Raw genomic sequence first — 16,353 nt, 5'->3', positions numbered from 1 at the left:
CGGCGGGCGGCCTCCCGGCATGCGTCACTCGAAGGTCGCCGCCAGCGCGTTCAGCGCCTGAACGAGGTTCGAATCGGCCGGAGCGCCCGACTTCTCAATCGCATTGTCGAGCTGGTCCGCGATGGCGTCGGCGCCGGCAGGCCCGGCCGCGAGTTTCTCGGCCTGATTGATCGACTTGTTCACCTGCTTCAGCGCGTTGCCGCTCAGGCTGCCGTCGCGCTCAGCCTGGTCGACGTACGAACGCACGACTGCGAAGCTCGGCGCGTGTACGAGGCTCGTCTGCATCTGGGCGTTGAACTCGGCGAGCTCGATCTCACCCGCCGCCTCGATCTCGTTCGCCGACAGCTGGCTGCTCTCGGTGAGCGCGAGGCTCTCGAAGCCGCGCGCGATCTCGCTGCCGAGCACGTTGCCGTTGTACCAGTAGGTCGACCAGTAGCCGGCGAGGTTCAGCGCACCCGCGTTCGGGAAGTTCACCGGGCCGCGGTCGAGATAGGCGATCTCGGTCGGGTTGGCCGTGTCGGTGAAGTCGATGATCGACAGACCGCCCTGGTACCAGGCCTGCACCATGATGTCGCGGCCGGGCACCGGGATGATCGAGCCGTTGTGGGCCACGCAGTTCTCCTGCGCGGTCTGCGGCACCGGCAGCTTGTAGTAGCTCTGGAATTCGAGCTTGCCGTCGACGATCTCGAAGAGCGCGTTGGCGCCCCACTCGGGCTGGTCGGTCACGCGGCAGCGTGCAGCAGTGCCGCCACCCCACTCGTCGGTGAAGATGACCTTGGTGCCGTCGTTGTTGAACGTCGCCGAGTGCCAGTACGAGTAGTTCGAGTCGGCGACCGCATCGAGCCGAATCGGGTTCACCGGGTCGGAGATGTCGAGCAGGATTCCGTTGCCCTGGCATGCGCCTGCGGCGAGCCCGATCTCGGGATACGCCGTGATGTCGTGGCACGTGTTCGTGTTCGGGTTCGGCGAGTACGGCGTGCCCGACGGGTGCAGCGGCTGCGTCGGGCCGTTCTGCAGGCCGTTGAACGCACCCGTCACCGGGTCGCTGAAGATGCGGGGCTGGCTCACGACCGCGGCCGAGGCCGGGTCGGCGAGCGGCACCTTGATGACGTCGATGCGCCACTGCGTCGGGTTGCCCGTCGTGACCGGGGTCTGGCTCGCCGGAGCGTTCTCGCAGCCCGGCAGCTCGAGCGGCGAGCGCACGCCCGACGTGCCCGAGTTGTAGATGTACACGTTCTCGGTGTCATCGGGGTCTGCGACGAGCGTGTGCGTGTGCGAACCACGGCAGGTCTGCACGCCGGGCAGCTGCACGGGGTTGTCGATGTCGCTGATGTCGAAGATGCGCACACCGCGGAAGCGCTCGGGGTTCACCGCGCCGGGGGCACCCTGCGTGCCGCAGTCGATGCGACCGCGGGTCTCCTCGACCGACATGAAGAGCAGGTCGCCGTACACCGACACGTCGCCCTGGCCGCCGGGACACACGAAGGAGCCGCGCAGCTCGGGTGCCGCGGCATCCGACACGTCGTAGACCTGGAAGCCGTTGAAGTTTCCGACGATGGCGTTGTCGCCCGAGAAGGCCAGGTCGGAGTTCACGAAGCCGAAGTTGCCGGGATTCGCGTTGAACGCTCCGGCTCGCGGCAGGCTCGCGAGCAACTCGATGTTGCTCGTCGCGGTCTGGGCGTCGAGGTAGCCCGGTGGCAGGTCGATGCGTGGATCGTCTTCTGCGGCGGCCGCGCCGGCCGTCGCAAGGGATGAGCCGAGCAGCAGTGCTCCGGCAAGGGCGAGCGCGCGTCGGCGCCATCGGATGTTGCGGGGTGCGGTTCTCATCGGTGTTCCCCTCTGTCGCTTCAATGCGATCGATGCCCTCCGACGGGCGAACGTGCACGGCGTCGTGCACGTTCGCGGCCCCAGGAGGCCGATCTCTGGCTCCAACGTATCGGGACGGAAGGGTTCAGCGCAGCAACGAATTTCGCACGCGCTCCCGGCGCGGCGCGCCGCCGACCAAGATGTCAACGCCCCCTCCTTGGGGGTTCCGCCATCGACACCCGCGCTGCGATGATCAGGCCACTCCGCCCGAACCCGAAGGTGCCCTGTGTCCCCACCGCCCGGTGGACCTCGCGATTGGTCCCCGCCCGATGTCGATTCGCGCCCTCATGCGCCTGCCCTCCAAGGACAACGTCCGATCCGTGGCGGTGGTCATGTCGAGGGGATCATGTGGGCCCGAGCCCTCGCCTGGACCAGTCTTGCAATCGGACTCGCCACGCTCGCGCTCGTCTGCCTTGCTCCCATCGCGGGAGCTGCGATGTGGACGCTCGGACTCGCGTTCTTCGCGAGCTTCGCGATCTGGTGCGGGTTCATGGCCGAGCCGAGGTACCGGTCGAGTCGCGGTCGCGGAAGCATTGTCTCGAAGGCCGGGATCGTCATCGGAATCTTCGCCTTCGCCGTCACCGCCTACGCGTTCGCCGCCATCGCGCTGGCGAGCTCCGGAACGCGACTTCCGGCTCCGTCGCACTGGTTGAGCGATACGCAGAATGGTTCGACAACCCAACCGGCACCGCCCGGTGCGGTGCCCGTCGACGGTGCAGCCGAATCCACTGGGCCTGTCGAGACGGAGCGGCTCGCCCTTGCCCAGGCCGTCGGCACCGCAGTCTTCGTGCTCGAGCAGACGGCATCTGCGGATGGCCCGTGGCCTGCGACGCTCGCCATCACCACAGACGCATCCGCCCTGATCACCCCGGATGGTCTTTCTCTGGCTCCTCTTCCGCCCGGCACACAGGTGATGTACTCGACCTCCTCCGATCTTCGCGAGTTCAGCCTCACGCTCGTCGGCTCGCTCGGTGCGGTCGCCACCTACGAGTCGACGACCGGTACGCTCAGCACGTCCGCGCCCTGAGGTTGCTTCATCTCGCGTAGCCAGGACGCACCATCCACGAGAGGAACCCCGCGAAACACATGGAAACCGCACCGATGCTCGCCTGGACGCTGCAGACCGAGATCCCTGTTCCTGCAGACGTGAGCGCACTGCTCGTGGAAGGCGAACAGGCCGTCGCCTCGTTCAAGACCTTCCGCGATTCCGCGACGTTCACCACCAAGCGTCTGATCGTGCGCGACGCACAGGGCATCACGGGAAAGAAGATCGAGATCTACTCGCTGCCGTACAGCTCGATCAGTATGTGGTCCACCGAGAACGCCGGCGGCCTTCTCGACCGTGACGCCGAAGTCGAGCTCTGGACCCGAGCCGGCCACATCAAGGTGAAACTGACCAAGGGCGCCGACGTTCGGCGTATCGACAGCCTGCTCGCATGGGCGGTGCTCCAGCACTGAGCCGGTTGACCTGCGCAGCGTCGTGAGACGGGGGCCGCCGTCTCGGACCCATGCCTAGGGTCCACGCCTCGGCGCTCGATGATCCCCCAACCGGTATGCCAGTTGCCCCTCATCGATGAGGGGCAATGGCAGCCGAGTCAGCCGGCGCTCAGCACCTCGCGCGCGTGGCGGTACTTCTCGGCGAGGCGCACCTGCGCTTCGAACTCGAGGCGGCGCACGCGCCACGGCGCGGTGTTGTCGTCGAGGTCGGCAAGCTTCACGCGGCGGGCCACCTGGTTGGCGCTGATGCGTGCGTAGTAGACGTCGTCGGCGATGCCGGGCGTGCGGGTCAGCAGCTGCACGACCTCGACGACCTCGGGCTGCACGCCCGCCTCGAGCAGGTTCTGGGCGGTGACCGCGGTGTCTTCGAGCACATCGTGCAGCCATGCCGCCGCGACGAGCACCGGCTCGGTGAGCGGGTCGAACCGCTCGGCCACGCGGCCCGGGTGGTCGATGTACTCGGCGCCGATCTGGTCGAGCTGGCCGCGGTGCGCGGCGAACGCGATGCCCTTCGCGAGGGCGACCTGCGCCGCGGCGTCGACGTCGTGTCCCGGCGCGGCCGCCGGGACCGCCGGCACGAGCGGGGCGACGGGCCCGGTCACCGAGATCGGCATCTGGGTGACATTGGCGGGCATCGCGGATGCCCCGGGCTCGACCTGCTCGAACCTGTTGGAACCGATCACTGGGTGGTACTCCTCGATCATCTGGTCGTCATCGTCATCGTGGTCTCGGGGGGCGGCCGCGGCCGCGGGGGGCTCCGGCGTCGGCAAGACCGGCGGCATCGGTGGCATCGGCGGGACCGGCGTCGGCGCGATCGGCGGCGCGAGAACCGGAGCGGCAGGAGCAGGCGCCGGCGCCGGCTCGGGCTCAGGCTCGGGCTCGGGCTCGGGCTCGGGCTCCAGTGTCGGCATCGACGGAGCTGGGTCGACGGGCTGCTCGAAGGCGAGCACCTGCACCGGCACCGGGTACGGCAGGTCGATGACCTCGGTCGGCTCGCCCTCGGCGAGCGCGAGGTCGTCGTCGAACTGCGCGACCTCCACGTCGAATTCGGGCACATCGAAGGCGGCCGGTTCGACGACCGGCTCGGCAACGGTCGCCTCGGGAACCACGGGCGCTGCGGAACCCGCGACCTGCGCGGCATCCGCCGGCTCCGCGACATCCGCCGACGCGATCTCGGCCGCTTCAGCCGCCGCCTCGGCGAGCGGATCGCGCCCGAGCACGGGGCGCACGAAGTCGAGCTCCGCCTGCAGCTCGGCCATCTCGCGGGCGTCGAGCTCGAGGAGTGACCGGGCGTTGCCCTCGCGACGGCGCACGAAGTAGTCCTCGTCGACCTCGGTCAACTTGTCGCCGTCGCTCGTCGTGAAGTAGCGGATGCGACCCGCATCGGTCACCGGAATGATGACCTCGACGAACTCGCCGCTCGGCTCCTCGCTGCAGAGGTAGTAGCGCTGCACGTCGCGCGGCGATGGGTGCCTGCCCCACTCCGGTGCGGGAAGGCGCCGCGGGCGCAGGGTGCCGCCGGAATCGGCGCTGCGACGCCCCGGCCGTGGCGCGAGCTCGCCGTCGGACGCGCCGAACCCGTACACGGGCTGGTCGTCGGGATGGGTCGTCACTCGGGCTCCTGGGCTGCAGCACCGACAGGGCGGGGGTCCGACTCGGGGCGACGTCGGGTGGGGGTGCCGGTGCGCTCCTCCGATGGTAGGGCGGTTCGGCGCGCAGCGCACGCATCCTCGCCCGGGCGTCGCCATGCTCGCGGCGATCGCCGAAGGTTCAGCGCCCGAGTCGGTGCCGTTCGCGGCCGATGAGCGACTGCAGGTACGTCACGCGGTTGAACACGTCGGCCCGCTGCGCTTCATTCGCCACCGGGATGTTCTCGACGTACGACTGCCCGCCGGGCCCCCAGACGGTGACCGTGATGAACCCCGAGATGCGGCTCTCGCGTGCGAGGAGGAAGAGCAGGCTGAGCAGGAAGAACCAGATGAACAGCACCACCATGACGATCGCCCACGCCGGAGTGTGCGTCGTCACGTGAGTCTGGTCGGCGGTCGAGACGTTGACATCGGCGATCTGCCAGGTGCCGCCGGGCGTCACGGCATGGTGCTCGGTCGCATGGATGTTGCCGATCGAGACGAGGAAGGGAGCGGGAGCGGGCTGCTGCGGAGCGCCATGGGCAAGAGTCACGGTGACGACAGTACTGGTCGTGTCGGCGCTCGCGCACGATGCCGTCGGCGTGCATCGCAACCCACTGCACGAGCGGCAGCATGTGCTCCGTGAGCGCGTTCGCCTGCCGTCCCGGAGGCATCAGTTCGGCGGCTGCCAACCACCCTCGGAGCGGACGGCACCCGTGATCCGCCGACTGATGACGTTCAGCTGCTGGGCCTGGGCTCTGGTGAGGGAGTCGAACACGAGCCGTCGCACGAGCTGGACGTGCCCCGGAGTCGCGGCGCGAACGAACTCGCTGCCCTCGCTTGTCAGCGTCGCGAGCGTGATCCGCCCATCGACCGGGTCGGGCGCGCGGCGAACCCAACCCTCGCGCTCGTGCCGGTCCACCGCGCGTGAGAGCCGCGACAAGGTGCTGTTGGCGTAGCCCGCAAGATCACTCATGCGGAGGGTGTGATCCTCAGCCCGCGAGAGGGCGAAGAGGATTCCGAAGTCGAAATGACCGATCCCGGAATCGCGCTTCAGTTGCGCGTCGAGCGCCGCGGGCACCCACTCGAGGAGTGTCGCGACGGCCGACCAGGTTGCGAGCTCGTCGCCGTCCAACTCGTCAGCAGATTCCGGTGCAGCCATGCGTCCAGCCTAGCGAAAACTTGCTCAGGAAAGTGAATTGACGTAGCGTTCACTTGCTCAGGAAAGTAAAACTTGCTGTGAACAGCAGCCGGGAAGGACGACGCACGACATGGACCTCAAGCTCGCAGACAAGAGAGTGTTCGTCAGCGGATCCACTCAGGGGATCGGGTACGCCGTGGCCGAGGCATGCCTGGCCGAAGGCGCAACTGTGGTCGTCAACGGGCGGAGCGAGCATCGCGTCACCGACGCGGTCGAACGACTCCGCGCCACCTCTCCGGGCGGCGATGTCTCCGGGATCGCAGCCGACCTCGCAGACCCCCCGCAGGTGCACTCCCTGCTCGACTCGCTCGGAGAGGTGGACGTGCTGATCAACAACGTGGGGCTCTTCGAAGTCGCGCGCTTCGCCGATATCGAGGACGAGGACTGGTCGCGGTATTTCGAGGTCAACGTGATGAGCAGCGTGCGACTGTCGCGCCGACTCCTCGAACCCATGCTCGAGAAGGGTTGGGGGCGGATCATCTTCATCGGCACCGAGTCGGCGGTCGATGTGCCGGGCGACATGATCCACTACGGCGCCACGAAGGCCGCCTCGCTCGCGCTGAGCAACGGACTCGCCAAACTCACACGAGGCACCGGGGTCACCGTGAACACCGTCCTCGGCGGACCGACCTACTCCGACGGTGTCGCCGCCGCGGTCGAGCAGATCGCCTCCGCCCACTCGATGTCGCCCGACGAACTGAAGTCGAACCTCGTGCGCAGCTCGTCGCTCATCCAACGGTTCATCGAACCCGCCGAGATCGCCAGCCTGGTCGCCTATCTGGCCAGCCCCCGGTCATCGGCGACGAACGGCGCCGCGCTTCGAGCCGACGGCGGGGTGCTTCCGACCGTCGTCTGAGCGGGCGAGACGTACCGACGCCGGACAGCCGACCGCTCGCGAGCGCTGCCGCGCGGGACTCCGGCGCGTCAGCGCTCCCGCACGATGCCGTCGGCGCGCAGCGCCACCCACTGCACGAGCGGCAGCATGTGCTCCATGAGCTCGCGGCCGAGCTCGGTCAGCGCGTACTCGACGCGCGGCGGCACCTCGGGATAGGAAGTGCGCGCCACGATGCCGTCGGCCTCGAGGGTGCGCAGCGTCGAGGCGAGCATCTTCTCGCTGATGCCGTCGACCTCGCGGCGCAGCTCGCCCCAGCGGTGCGTGCCGTCGGTGAGCGCGAGCAGCACGAGCACGCCCCACTTGCTCATGATGTGATCGAGCACGACGCGTGTGGGGCATCCGTCGGTGAAGACTTCGCCAGACGTTTCCCGGATCTCCGCAAGACTTACCACCATGTGTGTACCTTACGTCAAAGTGGGTACCGCCACGAGGGAAGGTTCGTGCGAGGCATCCGGTTGGCCCATGGTGACCGCAACCGGAAGGACCGCTCCACCATGACCATCCTCATCACTGCCGCCTCGGGCCAGCTCGGCCGCCTCGTCGTCGACGCGCTGCTCGCCCGCGGCGCCGCCCCCGCCGACGTCATCGCGACCGCCCGCGACACCTCGAAGCTCGAGCAGTTCGCCGCCCGCGGCATCCGCACCGCCGAGCTCGACTACGCGCGCCCCGAGACGATCGCCGCAGCGCTCGACGGGGTCGACACCGTGCTGCTCGTCTCCGGATCCGAACCCGGCAACCGGGCCGACCTGCACCAGAACGTCATCGACGCCGCGAAGGCCGCCGGCGTCACCAAGCTCGTCTACACGAGTGCACCCCGCGCCACGACGTCGAGCCTCGTGCTCGCCCCCGACCACAAGGCGACCGAGGAGGCCATCGCGGCCTCGGGCGTTCCCGCCGTGATCGTGCGCAACAACTGGTACACCGAGAACTACGCAGCGGATGTCGCGCGCGCCGCCTCGACCGGTGTGATCGCCGCCTCCACGGCCGACGGGCGCGTCGCGAGCGCCACTCGTGCCGACCTCGCCGAGGGCGCCGCCGTCGTACTGCTCGAAGACGGCCACCTCGGCCAGGTCTACGAGTTCGGCGGCGATGTCGCCTGGAACTACGACGAGCTCGCTGCCGCGGCATCCGAGATCGTCGGACGCGACGTGACGTACACGCCGCTCACGACCGCCGAGCACGTCGCCGCCCTCGAGGCCGTCGGCCTCGACGCCGGCACCGCGGGCTTCGTCGCCGCGATCGACGCGGGTATCGCGAGTGGTGCGCTCAGCCAGACGGATGGCACGCTCTCCCGCCTGCTCGGCCGCCCGACGACGACGCTCGTCGACGGCCTGCGCGCGGTCGTCGCCGTCGAGGACGACGCCGCGGCCTGATCCGACACCCCGACCCGGCGGCGGGCAGCACGACGCGTGCCGTCCCGCCGCCGCCGCGGCTTGTCGACGGCCTACAAGTCGGTCGCGACATCCGATCTGGCGCGCGAGACTCGTCTGCATGCCCGTGACACCTCGACGCCTCGCCCTCGGCATGAGCCTGTGGATTCCGAACCTGTTCAGCGGCATCCGGGTGAAGCGATTCGCCCCCGACTGGACGAGTGCGACGGTCGAGCTGCACGTCAACGTCTTCACCCGCAACTACGTGAAGACCGCGTTCGGCGGATCGATGTCGGCCATGACCGACCCCTACTTCTTCATGCTCGTGATGCACCAGATCGGGCGCGACTACATCGTGTGGGACACCCGCGGCGAGATCGAGTTCGTCAAGCCCGGCCGCGGCGTGCTGACCGCCCGATTCGCGGTGCCGCCCGAGAAGACGGCCGAACTGCGCGAGCGCGCCCGCGGCGGCGCGAAGGTGCTCGAGTGGTTCGAGACCGAGATCACCGACCGTGACGGCGACGTCGTCGCCCGGGTGCGCCGCGAGGTCTACGTGCGCGAGAAGAAGCGGGTCACCGTGCCCGGATCGGCCCCGTAGCCGCTCGGGCTGAGCGACTACGAGGCCGGAAGAGCAGGCGGATGCCGCGGCATCCGCTCAGCGCTTGACGTCGAAGACCTGCTTGATGATGCCGTTGGAGTAGGCCTCGCACTCGACGAGGTCGAGGTGCGTGTACGGGTCGCCGTCGCCGAAGAGGCGCTTGCCGTCGCCCAGCAGCACCGGGAAGACGAGCAGGTGGTAGCGGTCGACGAGGCCGGCCGCGGCGAGGCCCTTCGCGAGGGTGGCGCTGCCGTGCACGATGATGGGGGCGCCGTCGCCCTCCTTGAGCTTCGCGACGTCGTCAAGCGAGCGCAGCACGTGCGTGTTGTTCCACTCGGGGTCGGTCAGGGTGCTCGAGACGACGTACTTCGGCATCGCGTTGTACTCGGCGAAGTCGTCGACCATCGTGGGCCAAACAGGTGCGAACTCGTCGTAGCTGACGCGGCCGATGAGCATCGCGCCCGCTTCGAGCTGCTCGCTGCCCTTCAGCGCGTAGGCCTCCTCGACGAAGGGGATGTCGGTGAACGTCCAGCCGGCCCGCGGGTGCGAGCCGCCGCCGGGCGAGTCGATGACGCCGTCGAGGCTGATGAACTCGGTGACGATGAGGGTGCGCATGATCGTGATTCCTTCCGAGTCGGTATCTCCGCTCTCATTCTGGCGTCGAACGAGAACGTGCGAGATCGACATCGGGTGTCGACGGATGTCCCGGCTCTGGTTCGAGCCGGGACATCCATCGGTTCAATCGCCCTTCACGTTGACGAGCTGCCGCAGCGTGTGGCGCACGGTCACGAGCGACGCGGCATCCGCCATCACCTGGTCGATCGGCTTGTACGCCTGCGGGATCTCATCGAGGAACGCGTCGGTGTCGCGGAACTCGATGCCCGTCATCGCCTCGCGCAGCTGCTCGTGCGTGAAGGTCTGCCGTGCCTTCGTGCGCGAGAACGTGCGCCCTGCACCATGCGGCGAGGAGTTCAGCGACATCGGGTTGCCGAGTCCCTCGACGACGTACGACGCAGTGCCCATCGAACCGGGGATGAGCCCGGGCCGACCGGCGTCCGCCTGGATGGCGCCCTTGCGCGACACCCACACCCGCTTGCCGAAGTGCTCCTCGCTCTCGGTGAAGTTGTGGTGGCAGTTGATGCGCTCGAGCTCCTGCACCGGCGCGCCGACCCACTCGCCGACCTGCCGGATGACCCGGTCCATCATCTCCTCGCGGTTGAGGAGCGCGAAGTGCTGCGCCCACTTGAGCTCGCGGATGTACTTCGTGAACTCGGGCGTGCCCTCGACGAGGTAGGCGAGGTCGGGGTCGGGCAGGTCGATCCACCACTGCTTCGCGAGCCGCTGAGCGACCTTGATGTGGTGCTGTGCGATCTTGTTGCCCACGCCCCGGCTGCCCGAGTGCAGGAACAACCACACCTGGTCGTTCTCGTCGACCGAGACCTCGATGAAGTGGTTGCCGCTGCCGAGGGAGCCGAGCTGCTCACGCCAGTTGCCCGCGTACGAGGCCGGGTCGAAGCCCTTCGCCTCGGCGAGCGCCTCGAGCTCGGCGATGCGCGGTACCGCGGTCGCGACGATCTTGCGGTTGTGCCTGCCGGCCGAGAGCGGGATGGCGCGCTCGATCTGCTCGCGCACGGACCGCCGATCGGCCGGCAACTCCGCGCCGGTGAACTGCGTCTTGACCGCGATCATGCCGCAGCCGATGTCGACCCCGACGGCCGCGGGGATGATCGCCCCGAGGGTCGGGATGACCGAGCCGACCGTGGCGCCGAGCCCGAGGTGCGCGTCGGGCATGAGCGCGAGGTGCGGGTAGATGAACGGCATCGTCGACGAGGTGCGGGCCTGGTCGACGGTCTTCTCGTCGATCAGGCTCGCCCACGAGACGAGCCGCTTCGTGATGGTCTCCATGTTCCTTTCCTGTCTTGCGTGTGCGTTGCGTTGATCCGGGGGCCCGAGGCTCCCCGTCGCGCGCAGACAGAGAAACACCCCGGGCCTCGACCGGCACGGGGTGACGAGAGAGCGGGCTTGCCGCGTCGGCGTCAGAGTGCCGGGTCGAGAACCTGGTCGAGTTCGCGATTGAGCAGGTAGCGCTCATCGGCGATCTCGGTGAAGGAGGGCTTGCTCGTGCGCTGCAGAGACACGGTCATGACCTTCCTTTCCAGATGCCGGGGATGCCGCGCGGAGTGCGCAGCTTTGGAACACTAGTGGCGCGGATGCCGCGAGGTCAATGCCTCTGCGCGGAACACCGGCCTGCGCGGCGCTCGCACCACCCGCCGACGACCGGCACCTTGTGAGCCTCACCCCGGCGGGCACATACTGACGCCATGGCTCCGGCCGACGCGGTGCAGGTCGTCGACTGGGTCGCAAGCTACGACGAGCTCGCGGCCCGGCGCGAGGTGCTCACCGCCGGTGAGCTCGATGCCCTGGGCCTCGCAGCGTGGTTCCTCGGCCGTGAGGCCGAATGCGAGCGGGCGTGGGATGACGCGCACCTCGCCTACCTCGACGCAGGCGACACGGATGCCGCGATCCGGTGCGTGTTCTGGCTCGGCTTCACCCTGGCCGACCATGGCGAGGCCGTGCGGGCGGGCGCCTGGATGTCGCGACTGTTCGAGCTGGCCGGCTCCGTGGAGACGAAGCCGGGCAACGCCGCGACGGCGGCGCTCTGCCGGGCGGTCGGGGCATTCGCGAACGGCCAGGTCGAGGCATCCGTCGATCTCGGCGAGCGCGCCGTCGACCTCGCACGACGTGCCGAGGACGTCGACACCGAGGTGCTGGCGACCATGGGTCTCGGTCGTGCGCTCGTGTACGCCGGCCGCGTCGGCGAGGGCTTCGCGTGCATGGACCGCGTCATGCTCGCCATCTCCTCGGGACGGGTGAGCGACCGGGTCGCGGGCCCCGCCTACTGCGCTGTCATCGCGAGCTGCCTCGATCGGTGGGACGTCGATCGCGCTCGCGTGTGGACCCGTGACCTGGGTGACTGGTGCGACGCGCAACGCGGGCTCGAGCCGTTCCGCGGCGAGTGCTCCGTGCACCGCGCGGGGGTGCTGCGCCTGCTCGGCGAATGGCCGGAGGCGGTGCTCACCCTCGAAGCCGTCTGCGATCGCGAACGCCGTGTCGAAACGCTCGAAGACGCCTACTACGGGCTCGGCGAGCTCTGCCGGCTCGTCGGCCGCCGACGCGACGCCGAGGCCGCGTACCGGCATGCCGCCGAGCTCGGGCGAGAGGTGCAACCCGGGTTCGCGCTGCTCGCACGCGACTCCCGACGATTCGCCGCGGCCCGCAGCGGTGTCGCCCGCGCACTCGAGACGAACCCGGCTCCGGGAGCCCGCGCCGAACTGCTCGCCGCGCAGGTCGAGCTCGAAGTCGAGCACGGTGACTGGGATGTCGCCGCACGTGCCGTGACGGCGCTCCGTGCCATGGCCGACCAGCTCGGCACCGTCTTCCTCGAGGCGCAGGCCGACCGTGCCGAAGCCCGACTCCTGATCGGCGCGGATGCCCCGGAGCAGGCGCTGCCACTGCTGCGCCGGTCGTGGGCGGTCTGGCGCCGACTCGAAGCCCCCTATGAGGCCGCCGTCACCCGAGTGCTCATGGCCCGCGCGAACCGCGCCTTCGGCGACGAGGAGGCGGCCCAACTCGAGTTCGACGCCGCACGCACGGTGCTCTCCGGCCTCGGCGCCGTCGCCGACCTCGACCGGCTCGAACGTCTCGCCGCCGAGAGCGGGGGTGCCGCGGCATCCGCGGGCCTGACCAAGCGCGAGCTCGAAGTGCTGCGCCTCGTCGCGAGCGGCCGCTCGAACCGGCAGATCGCGGCCGAGCTGTTCCTCAGCGAACGCACCGTGGCCCGACACGTCAGCAACATCCTCGGCAAGCTCGGGCTCGGCAGCCGGTCCGCCGCCACGGCGTTCGCATTCGAGCACGGGTTGAACACGCCGCGCTGAGCGTCCGTCCGTGTCGGGTACGCCCCGGCAATTGGTCATTTCTGCCGACGCGGCCGCCCTGCGGCATCCGTAGCGTCGCGTGAAAAGGAGACCTCATGTCCACCATCACCGAGACCGCCGTGATCGGCGCAGGCGCCGCAGGTCTGATCGTCGGCATGCGCCTCGCACAGCACGGCGAGCGCTTCGAACTGTTCGACGAGCACGCGCGCGTCGGCGACTCCTGGCGCGAGCGCTACCGTTCACTGCGCCTGTTCACCCCTCGTCCGTTCCTGAGCCTGCCCGGCCTGCGCATCGATGAGGGCCGCTTCGCTTACCCCACCGGCGTGCAGATGGGCGACTACCTCGAGCGATACGCGCGGCACTTCGCACTCCCCGTGCGCAGCTCGACGAGGATCGTGTCGCTGACCCGACCTCGCGACAGCCGCTTCCGCCTCGAACTCGAGAACGGCGACGTGGTGACCGCCGAACGAGTCGTCGTCACGACCGGCGCGCACCGCATCGCCGTCGTGCCGCCGTTCGCGAGCGAGCTCGATCCATCGATCCGTCAGCTCCACTCGCTCGACTACCGCGGCCCCGAACAGTTCGCCGACGGCCCCGTGCTCGTCGTCGGCGCGGCCAACTCGGGCACCGACATCGCACTCGAAGCCGCGCGCAGCGGCCACGCCGTCACGCTCGCCGGCCGGCATCCCGGTCATGTGCCGGTCGACATCGACTCCCCGATCGGCAACCTCTTGGCCGGCGTCTTCATCTCACGCCTTCGCCGGATGACCATCGACAGCCCGAAGGGGCGTGCGATGCGGAAGGCGGTGCTGACCCACGGGGTGATGCTCGTGCGCAACAAGCCGGCAGCCCTCGACCGGGCAGGCGTCGTGCAGCTCGGCCGCATCGCGCGCGTCGAGGCCGGCCGCCCGGTCACCGCCGACGGCCGCGTCGTCGAGGCGACGACCGTGATCTGGTGCACGGGCTCGCGACCGGACCTCGGTTGGATCGGCATCGACGGCGTCGTCGCCCCCGACGGCCGCCCCATCGAAGAACGCGGAATGGCGATCGAATGCCCGGGCCTCGCATTCGTCGGCATGCCGTTCCAGTACTCCGTGGCCTCCGCGACCCTGATGGGCATGGCTCGCGACGCCGAGTACGTCGTCGATGTGCTCAGCCGCGCACCACGCGCCGCCGTCGCGAACGCCTGACGGAGGCGCCCTCAAGCGGATGCCGCGGCATCCGCTCTACGATCGCAGCATGAGCGATGCGCGCGAGCCGGAAGGATCCGAGGAGTCGGACCGGCCCGACGGACCATGGTGGACGGGCGAGGACGAGGTCGGCGGCATCGGGTTCGCACGGTTCTTCGCGTACACGGGGCTGCTCATGTCCATCGCCTCGCTCGTGATCGCCCTCGTGGCGCCGCTCGAGGGCGACGCGCTGCGCACGGTGTGGATCACGGGATTCGCCGCCACCTCGATGTGGATCGCCTTCATGGCGGCGCCCCGCTACCGTCGCGAGGGCATGCGGGTCTCCCCCGCGGTGCCCATCACCATGGTGCTCGGCGTGCTGACGATCGCGATCATGGTCTACGCCTTCACCGTCATCGCGCTCGCATCGACCGGCGTCGTGCTGCCGGCTCCCGCGTACTGGTTCGGCGGCGAGGTCGCGCCGAGCGGCGTGAACGTCTGACCGCTCGCTCGGTTCGATGACGTCGCAGAACGTCATACGGGCGACGGCGGTCGACGTCATCCGACGTCGCGGTACGCCACTCGACGACATCGAATGACGCCGGGCGAGCACCCCGAGCGACGTATGCCGTCATAGGCATTCACAGTGCGACACGCGTCGCACCGAGGCATCCGGCGCTCAATACGGTCGTGCCATGCACCGAATCCGTACCTCGTCCGCGCCGCTCGGAGCCCGTCGTGGCTGACCTCGACTGGCTCTCGATCGCCGCCCTCGCACTCATCGCAGTGCTCTTCGTCGGCCTCTTCCTGCTGCGCCGCGCCGGCGCGAAGTTCACGCTGCTCACGGTCATCGCCCTCGTGGTCGGCATCGGGGTCGGGCTGGCATTCCAGGGGCACCTCGACTACGTCGACGTCATCGGCACGATCTACGTCAACGTCATCACGGCCGTCGTCGCGCCGCTCATCATCGTCTCGGTGCTCTCGAGCGTCACCTCGCTCGGCAGCCTCGCGAAGCTGCGCACGATCGGCCTGAGCTCAGTCTTCTGGCTGCTCCTCACGAACCTCATCGCGATCCTGCTGACCCTCGGGCTGGCGCTCGCGACGGGCATCGGCAAGGGAGCGAACCTCGAACTCGCCGGCGTCGACGGATCGGCGCTGACCGGCCTGCTCGCCCCCCTCGACGAGGTCATCGTCGGACTCTTCCCGCACAACGTCGTCGGCGACATCTCGTCGAACAACATCATCGCGATCATCCTCTTCACGCTGCTGATCGCCGTCTCGTACCTGATCGTCGCCGACAAGAACGCCGAGAAGGTGCGCCCGTTCAAGGAGTTCGTGGATGCCACGCGGCGGGTGCTCTTCAAGGCCGTCGGGTTCATCATCGCCCTGACCCCCTACGCGGTGCTCGCCCTCGTCGCCGTCACGACCTCGACGGCCGTGGCCCGCATCGAGACGGCGCTCGCGCTCGTCGGCGTGCTCGTCATCGCGCTCGTCGCGTGCTTCGTCGACGCCTACCTGGTGAACGGCGTGCTGCTGCGGGTCTTCGCCGACCTGAACCCGCTGCGGTTCTTCCGCCTGCTGACCCCGGCGCAGTACACGGCGTTCACGACGCAGTCGAGCATCGGCACGCTGCCGCTCACGATCTCGACGCTCACCCGCAAGATCGGCGTCTCCGACGAGGTGGCCGGCTTCACCGCCCCGATCGGCACGACGATCGGCATGCCCGGATGCGCCGGCATCTGGCCGACCCTCGTCGCCGTCTTCACGGTGAACGCGCTCGGCATCGACTACACGGTGCTCGACTACGTCGTGCTCGTCGTGCTCGGTCTGCTCGTCTCGCTCGGCACCGCCGGCGTGCCCGGCACGGCGATCGTCACGGCGACGGCCGTGCTCACCGCCGTGGGCCTGCCCGTCGAGGTGCTCGTGCTGCTCATTCCGATCAGCGCGATCGCCGGCACCGCGAGCACGATGGCCAACGTCACCGCAGCCGCGACGAGCGCCGCGATCGTCGCCCGTCGCGCCGGCGCACTCGATGACGAGATCTTCGCCGGGCGGGCCGTGCACCGCGACGACCTCGACGACGACCGCGCCGCCGACGCCCCCGAGGCGGGCGGGAACGACTCCGACGCCATCGAAGCGGATGCCTCGGGGCCTGGCGCCGCACCGACCGAACTCGCCGCCCGCCACTGACCGG

At 69.3% G+C, this 16,353-nt stretch carries 16 protein-coding genes; 9 read left to right on the top strand and 7 right to left on the bottom strand.

What is annotated here, in order from left to right; translation table 11 throughout:
• Positions 1-24 precede the first annotated feature (24 nt).
• Positions 25-1,827, bottom strand: a complete 1,803-nt coding sequence (locus JOE59_RS00215) for an LVIVD repeat-containing protein (protein ID WP_204458238.1) — start codon at positions 1,825-1,827, stop codon at positions 25-27.
• A 385-nt stretch (positions 1,828-2,212) separates the two neighbouring features.
• On the opposite strand from JOE59_RS00215, the gene JOE59_RS00210 reads away from it, so the two are divergent.
• Together JOE59_RS00210 and JOE59_RS00205 are read left to right on the top strand one after the other, a co-directional pair.
• Entirely contained in the window at positions 2,213-2,893 is a 681-nt protein-coding gene (locus tag JOE59_RS00210) for a hypothetical protein (protein WP_204458236.1), read from the top strand.
• A gap of 59 nt (positions 2,894-2,952) precedes the next feature.
• On the top strand, positions 2,953-3,324 hold the full coding sequence (locus JOE59_RS00205) for a PH domain-containing protein (protein ID WP_204458234.1): 372 nt from the start codon (positions 2,953-2,955) through the stop codon (positions 3,322-3,324).
• A gap of 137 nt (positions 3,325-3,461) precedes the next feature.
• On the opposite strand, the gene JOE59_RS18595 is transcribed toward JOE59_RS00205, so the two are convergent.
• From JOE59_RS18595 to JOE59_RS00190, 3 genes are all read right to left on the bottom strand, one after another.
• The gene (locus tag JOE59_RS18595; RefSeq protein ID WP_239560033.1) at positions 3,462-4,976 is read right to left on the bottom strand and encodes a hypothetical protein; all 1,515 of its coding nucleotides are present in this window, start codon (positions 4,974-4,976) and stop codon (positions 3,462-3,464) included.
• 157 nt (positions 4,977-5,133) lie between these two features.
• Positions 5,134-5,544, bottom strand: coding sequence for a hypothetical protein (locus JOE59_RS00195; RefSeq protein WP_204458232.1), 411 nt, complete (start codon positions 5,542-5,544; stop codon positions 5,134-5,136).
• Between the two features lie 120 nt (positions 5,545-5,664).
• Entirely contained in the window at positions 5,665-6,153 is a 489-nt protein-coding gene (locus tag JOE59_RS00190) for a MarR family winged helix-turn-helix transcriptional regulator (RefSeq protein WP_204458229.1), read from the bottom strand.
• Between the two features lie 109 nt (positions 6,154-6,262).
• Between JOE59_RS00190 and JOE59_RS00185 the strand changes: the two genes are divergently transcribed.
• Entirely contained in the window at positions 6,263-7,048 is a 786-nt protein-coding gene (locus tag JOE59_RS00185) for an SDR family NAD(P)-dependent oxidoreductase (protein ID WP_204458227.1), read from the top strand.
• A 68-nt stretch (positions 7,049-7,116) separates the two neighbouring features.
• Here the strand turns inward: JOE59_RS00185 and JOE59_RS00180 are convergent, their stop codons facing one another.
• Complete coding sequence (locus tag JOE59_RS00180; RefSeq protein WP_204458225.1) at positions 7,117-7,482, bottom strand: winged helix-turn-helix transcriptional regulator; 366 nt, start codon at positions 7,480-7,482, stop codon at positions 7,117-7,119.
• A 99-nt stretch (positions 7,483-7,581) separates the two neighbouring features.
• On the opposite strand from JOE59_RS00180, the gene JOE59_RS00175 reads away from it, so the two are divergent.
• Both JOE59_RS00175 and JOE59_RS00170 read left to right on the top strand, forming a co-directional pair.
• The gene (locus JOE59_RS00175; protein WP_204458223.1) at positions 7,582-8,460 is read left to right on the top strand and encodes an SDR family oxidoreductase; all 879 of its coding nucleotides are present in this window, start codon (positions 7,582-7,584) and stop codon (positions 8,458-8,460) included.
• A gap of 118 nt (positions 8,461-8,578) precedes the next feature.
• Complete coding sequence (locus JOE59_RS00170; RefSeq protein WP_204458220.1) at positions 8,579-9,055, top strand: DUF4442 domain-containing protein; 477 nt, start codon at positions 8,579-8,581, stop codon at positions 9,053-9,055.
• Positions 9,056-9,112: 57 nt separating this feature from the next.
• On the opposite strand, the gene JOE59_RS00165 is transcribed toward JOE59_RS00170, so the two are convergent.
• Positions 9,113-9,670, bottom strand: a complete 558-nt coding sequence (locus JOE59_RS00165) for a dihydrofolate reductase family protein (protein ID WP_204458218.1) — start codon at positions 9,668-9,670, stop codon at positions 9,113-9,115.
• 123 nt (positions 9,671-9,793) lie between these two features.
• Positions 9,794-10,960, bottom strand: coding sequence for an RtcB family protein (locus JOE59_RS00160; protein WP_204458216.1), 1,167 nt, complete (start codon positions 10,958-10,960; stop codon positions 9,794-9,796).
• Between the two features lie 416 nt (positions 10,961-11,376).
• Here JOE59_RS00160 and JOE59_RS18590 point away from each other — a divergent pair, with 416 nt between their 5' ends.
• The 4 genes from JOE59_RS18590 to JOE59_RS00140 all read left to right on the top strand — a co-directional run bounded on the left by JOE59_RS18590 (position 11,377) and on the right by JOE59_RS00140 (position 16,349).
• Complete coding sequence (locus JOE59_RS18590; RefSeq protein ID WP_239560032.1) at positions 11,377-12,990, top strand: helix-turn-helix transcriptional regulator; 1,614 nt, start codon at positions 11,377-11,379, stop codon at positions 12,988-12,990.
• Positions 12,991-13,085: 95 nt separating this feature from the next.
• Positions 13,086-14,180 (top strand): flavin-containing monooxygenase, encoded by a 1,095-nt coding sequence (locus JOE59_RS00150; protein WP_204458214.1) that lies wholly within the window; start codon positions 13,086-13,088, stop codon positions 14,178-14,180.
• Between the two features lie 49 nt (positions 14,181-14,229).
• Positions 14,230-14,661 (top strand): hypothetical protein, encoded by a 432-nt coding sequence (locus JOE59_RS00145; protein ID WP_204458212.1) that lies wholly within the window; start codon positions 14,230-14,232, stop codon positions 14,659-14,661.
• A gap of 236 nt (positions 14,662-14,897) precedes the next feature.
• On the top strand, positions 14,898-16,349 hold the full coding sequence (locus JOE59_RS00140; RefSeq protein WP_204458210.1) for a dicarboxylate/amino acid:cation symporter: 1,452 nt from the start codon (positions 14,898-14,900) through the stop codon (positions 16,347-16,349).
• The last annotated feature ends 4 nt before the right edge of the window (positions 16,350-16,353 follow it).

It is taken from the genome of Agromyces cerinus, assembly GCF_016907835.1.
Lineage (GTDB): Bacteria > Actinomycetota > Actinomycetes > Actinomycetales > Microbacteriaceae > Agromyces > Agromyces nitratus.
The sequence above is the reverse complement of the archived record's forward strand: the minus strand, read 5'-3'. Positions and strand labels throughout refer to the sequence as shown.

Excerpts from the sequence above, each read along its gene's own strand:
- JOE59_RS00185 (WP_204458227.1), top strand. The coding sequence starts at position 6,263 with ATGGACCTCAAGCTCGCAGACAAGAGAGTGTTCGTCAGCGGATCCACT.
- JOE59_RS00150 (WP_204458214.1), top strand. The coding sequence starts at position 13,086 with ATGTCCACCATCACCGAGACCGCCGTGATCGGCGCAGGCGCCGCAGGT.
- JOE59_RS00165 (WP_204458218.1), bottom strand. The coding sequence starts at position 9,670 with ATGCGCACCCTCATCGTCACCGAGTTCATCAGCCTCGACGGCGTCATC.
- JOE59_RS00145 (WP_204458212.1), top strand. The coding sequence starts at position 14,230 with ATGAGCGATGCGCGCGAGCCGGAAGGATCCGAGGAGTCGGACCGGCCC.
- JOE59_RS00190 (WP_204458229.1), bottom strand. The coding sequence starts at position 6,153 with ATGGCTGCACCGGAATCTGCTGACGAGTTGGACGGCGACGAGCTCGCA.
- JOE59_RS00215 (WP_204458238.1), bottom strand. The coding sequence starts at position 1,827 with ATGAGAACCGCACCCCGCAACATCCGATGGCGCCGACGCGCGCTCGCC.
- JOE59_RS00205 (WP_204458234.1), top strand. The coding sequence starts at position 2,953 with ATGGAAACCGCACCGATGCTCGCCTGGACGCTGCAGACCGAGATCCCT.
- JOE59_RS00170 (WP_204458220.1), top strand. The coding sequence starts at position 8,579 with ATGCCCGTGACACCTCGACGCCTCGCCCTCGGCATGAGCCTGTGGATT.
- JOE59_RS00180 (WP_204458225.1), bottom strand. The coding sequence starts at position 7,482 with ATGGTGGTAAGTCTTGCGGAGATCCGGGAAACGTCTGGCGAAGTCTTC.
- JOE59_RS00210 (WP_204458236.1), top strand. The coding sequence starts at position 2,213 with ATGTGGGCCCGAGCCCTCGCCTGGACCAGTCTTGCAATCGGACTCGCC.
- JOE59_RS00175 (WP_204458223.1), top strand. The coding sequence starts at position 7,582 with ATGACCATCCTCATCACTGCCGCCTCGGGCCAGCTCGGCCGCCTCGTC.
- JOE59_RS18590 (WP_239560032.1), top strand. The coding sequence starts at position 11,377 with ATGGCTCCGGCCGACGCGGTGCAGGTCGTCGACTGGGTCGCAAGCTAC.
- JOE59_RS00160 (WP_204458216.1), bottom strand. The coding sequence starts at position 10,960 with ATGGAGACCATCACGAAGCGGCTCGTCTCGTGGGCGAGCCTGATCGAC.